5 protein-coding genes are annotated in these 3,894 nt (G+C 68.2%); all 5 read left to right on the top strand.

Features of this window, described 5'->3' with window-relative positions; genetic code table 11:
- Nucleotides 1–101: 101 nt before the first annotated feature.
- The 5 genes from VE25_RS07220 to VE25_RS07200 all read left to right on the top strand — a co-directional run bounded on the left by VE25_RS07220 (nucleotide 102) and on the right by VE25_RS07200 (nucleotide 3,837).
- The gene (locus VE25_RS07220; protein WP_046107938.1) at nucleotides 102–1,319 is read left to right on the top strand and encodes a phage major capsid protein; all 1,218 of its coding nucleotides are present in this window, start codon (nucleotides 102–104) and stop codon (nucleotides 1,317–1,319) included.
- 577 nt (nucleotides 1,320–1,896) lie between these two features.
- The gene (locus VE25_RS07215) at nucleotides 1,897–2,463 is read left to right on the top strand and encodes a head-tail connector protein (protein WP_046107937.1); all 567 of its coding nucleotides are present in this window, start codon (nucleotides 1,897–1,899) and stop codon (nucleotides 2,461–2,463) included.
- Nucleotides 2,460–2,801, top strand: coding sequence for a phage head closure protein (locus tag VE25_RS07210; RefSeq protein ID WP_046107936.1), 342 nt, complete (start codon nucleotides 2,460–2,462; stop codon nucleotides 2,799–2,801). The genes VE25_RS07215 and VE25_RS07210 overlap by 4 nt, the downstream gene beginning before the upstream one ends.
- Nucleotides 2,798–3,202 (top strand): DUF3168 domain-containing protein, encoded by a 405-nt coding sequence (locus tag VE25_RS07205; RefSeq protein WP_046107935.1) that lies wholly within the window; start codon nucleotides 2,798–2,800, stop codon nucleotides 3,200–3,202. The genes VE25_RS07210 and VE25_RS07205 overlap by 4 nt, the downstream gene beginning before the upstream one ends.
- Nucleotides 3,203–3,423: 221 nt before the next feature.
- Entirely contained in the window at nucleotides 3,424–3,837 is a 414-nt protein-coding gene (locus VE25_RS07200; protein WP_046107934.1) for a phage major tail protein, TP901-1 family, read from the top strand.
- The last annotated feature ends 57 nt before the right edge of the window (nucleotides 3,838–3,894 follow it).

Genomic DNA, 3,894 nt, shown 5'->3' with positions numbered 1-3,894 from the left:
CCGAACCACCCCCACCCTCAATCCCCTCCCCTCAAGGGGGAGGGAGGCGAAGGGCCGGCCGGTTCCGATAAACCTGACACGCACCAAAAGAGGATTTTTAGATGGACGATACCAACGACGCCTATGAGACGAAGGCGGCGGGCGGCGACCTTACGGGCATGGTCTCGCAGATGGCCGCCGGCTTCGAGGCCTATAAGCGCGAGAACGAGGTGCGCCTCGCCGAGATCGAGAAGCGCGGCCACGCCGACCCGCTGATCGAGGAGAAGATCGAGCGGATCGGGGCCTATATCGACGGGCAGAAATCCACTTTCGACCGCAAGCGCCTGGAACGCGCCCGGCCGGTGCTCGACGGCCTCAAGGGCGCCGAGCCCGACGAATACAAGGAAGCGTTCTCGGCCTATGTGAAGCGCGGCGAGGAAAAGGCGCTCTCCATCGGCTCCAATCCGGACGGCGGTTATGTGGTGCCCGACGAGACGGAGACCGAGATCGGGCGGCTCTTGACCGAGATCTCGCCGATCCGCGCGATCGCCGGCGTGCGCCAGGTCTCGGGCGCGGTCTACAAGCGCCCGATCTCGGTAACGGGGCCGGCGACGGGCTGGGTCGGCGAGACGGCGGCGCGCCCGCAGACGGCGAGCCAGACGCTCGCCGAACTCACCTATCCGACCATGGAGCTCTACGCCATGCCGGCGGCGACCTCGGCCTTCCTCGAGGATGCAGCGGTCGATGTCGGGCAGTGGATCGCCGACGAGGTGAACGCGGCGTTCGCGGCGCAGGAGACGACGGCGTTCGTCAAGGGCGACGGGGTCAACAAGCCGACGGGGTTCCTCTCCGGTACGCCGGTGGCCGAGGCCAACTGGGCCTGGGGGCAGCTCGGGTACCTGGCGACCGGCAACGCCGGCGCGCTGCCGGCGACCCACGCCTCGGACGTCTTCATCGACCTCGTCTATGCGCTGAAGGCCGGCTACCGGCAGAACGCCAGCTGGGTGATGAACCGCAAGACGCAAGCAGCCCTGCGCAAGCTCAAGGACGCGGACGGCAACTACCTCTGGCAGCCGCCGGCCAGCGCCGACGGGCGCGCGACCTTCATGGGCTTCCCGCTGGTCGAGGCCGAGGACATGCCCAACATCGCCGCCAACAGCTTCTCGGTGGCGTTCGGTGATTTCCGGCGCGGGTACCTGATCGTGGACCGGCGCGGGGTGAGCGTGCTGAGGGATCCTTATTCGGCCAAGCCCTATGTGCTGTTCTATACGACCAAGCGCGTCGGGGGCGGGATTGCGGACTATGACGCGATCAAGCTCCTGAAGTTCGCTGCCAGTTGAAATCCGTGATCTTGGCCAGCTGGCGGCAAAACTCTGCGCTCCGGTGCTCACGTACTGGACAGTACGCTCCGCTCCGGTGCTCGGCTTTCACCGCTATCTGACTCAGGCTGACGAACTTCACAGTGCCCTCCAGCGGCGTTGCTGTTGGGCACTGTCCAACACCCACCGCCTGTCATCCCGGCGAAAGCCGGGATCCGGTAAGCGCTGGTGTGGGTGGGGTGCACCTCGCGATCCACACCCACCGGGTCATTCCCGCGAAAGCGGGAACCTCTGTTCATTTGCCGATCGTGCAAACGGAGGCCCCCGCTTTCGCGGGGATGACCCGGTGGGGTGGGTATATCGCGCGAGAGCCCCAGGGCCAGTGTGTACTGGGCCCCGGCTTTCGCCGGGGTGACAATCGGGGGTGTGGCGGTTGCGGTGGTCCACTGCAGCGCCGCAGCCCCTCACCCGGATTTTCCGCTTGGCAAGCGGAAAATCGGTCCCTCTCCCCGAAGGGGCGAGGGGAAGTGCCCCGGTCGGTCCTCCGCGGTTCCTCCCGCCGGCCGGGGCTCCCTTTTCCAAGCAAGGACAAACCAACATGACTTCCTATCTCCTGGCGGGGCCCGCCGCGGAGCCGGTTTCGCTTGCCGAGGCCAAGGTGTTCCTCAAGGTCGACGATGCGGCCGAGGATGCGCTGATTGCGACGCTGATCACCGCGGCGCGGCTGCATGTCGAGGGCGTGACCGGCAAGGCGCTGATGCACCAGACCTGGCGGATGGTGCGCGATGGTTGGCCGAAGGACCGGACCGTCAAGCTGCCGGTGACGCCGTTCGCGAGCCTCGTTGCCGTGACCGCCTATGACGAAGCGGGAACCGGGCACGCGGTGCCGCTGGCGCAGTTCATGAGCGCGCCGGATCGGCTCCTGCTGCCGGCAACCCTTGCCGGCCTGCCGCTGATGCGCGACCGGCAGGGGATCGAGATCGACTATGTGGCCGGGTTCGGCAGCGAGCCCGGGGACGTGCCGGTCGATATCCGCCAGGCGCTGCTGACGCTGATGGCGCACTGGCACGAGCACCGGGACGCGGTGATCGTCGCCGGCTCGGGCACTGTGGTGCCGACGGGCTTCGACCGGCTGATCGCTCCGCACCGGAGGGTGGCGCTGTGAGCGAAAAGCTTCCACCCATCGGCACGCTCACCGACCGCGTGCAATTGCGCCGCCGGATGAGCGCGCCCGAGCCCGAGGGCGGGCTTGCGACGATCTACGTGCCGACCGGCACGACATGGGCGCGGGTGCGCTCGCTCTCGGCGCGGTTGGCGGTGGCCAACGACGCGCGCGCGACCGCCGCCTCGCACTCGGTGGTGCTGCGGTTCAGGACCGATATCGGGCCGGGGGACCGCATCCTCTATCGCGGGCGCACGCTCGAGGTGGTGAGCGCGGCCGACCTCAACGGGCGACGGGCGTACCTCGCGCTGACCTGCAACGAGACGGAATTCGCCGCATGACGCATCCCATCATCCTGCTGCAGGGCGCGCTGGTCGCGGCGCTGCGGGCGGACGCGGCGCTGACGGGGCTGATCGGGCCCGACAAGGTGTTCGATGCGCCGCCCAAAGGCACGCAACCGCCGTTCCTCGCCATCGACAGGCACGACATCGCCCCGCGCGACGGCGACATGGCGCCGGGCAACGAGCACCGGGTGGTGGTGATGGCCTGGCACCCGGACGCCAACCGGCGGGCGGTGGCCGAGATCGCCGAGCGGGTGCTGGCCGTGGCGCTCTCCGGCGGGCTTTCCGGGCCGCAGCTGAAGGTGACGCTCGCCGGGCACCAGCGCACGGAGACCTCGATCGACACGCGGTCGGGCCAGGCGCGGGCGACGGTGCATCTGCGGTTTTTGAGCGAGGCTTAGGCATACCCCCTCATCCATCTCGGCCTGCGGCCGAGCCACCTTCTCCCACGAGGGGAGAAGGGGAGGCGGCTCACACGGCGGCCGGGGATGGCCATCCCTCCCTTCTCCCCTTGTGGGAGAAGGTGCCCGAAGGGCGGATGAGGGGGGCGACGACGGTGGGATGACCCGGTGGAAGTTTGCGGATGACGCACCGCCACCGACAACAGATAAGGATTTCACTCATGGCGGCCCAGAGCGGCAAGGACATGCTTTTAAAGCTCGACCAGACGGGATCGGGCAGTTTCGTGACGGTGGCGGGGTTGAGGACGCGGGCGCTCGCATTCAACGCGGCATCGATCGACACCACCGACCAGGCAAGCGCCGGGCGCTGGCGCGAGCTGTTGGCGGGCGGTGGCGTCAAGCGCGCATCGGTGTCGGGGGCGGGGGTGTTCAAGGACCAGTCGTCCGACGCGACGATCCGCAGCCTCTTTTTTGCCGGCACCATCCGCAACTGGCAGCTGATCCTGCCCGATTTCGGCACGGTGGCCGGCCCGTTCCAGATCGTGGCGCTGGAGTTCTCGGCCGACCATGCCGGCGAGGTGACCTTCGACCTGGCGCTGGAGAGCGCCGGCGAGATCACGTTCGTGGCGATTTAGGTCATACGGGACTTGCGGCTCCTTCGCCTCCCTCCCCCTTGAGGGAGGGAATGAGGG

This window comes from Devosia geojensis, from assembly GCF_000969415.1.
In the GTDB taxonomy this organism is placed as follows: Bacteria; Pseudomonadota; Alphaproteobacteria; order Rhizobiales; family Devosiaceae; genus Devosia; species Devosia geojensis.
The sequence above is the reverse complement of the archived record's forward strand: the minus strand, read 5'-3'. Positions and strand labels throughout refer to the sequence as shown.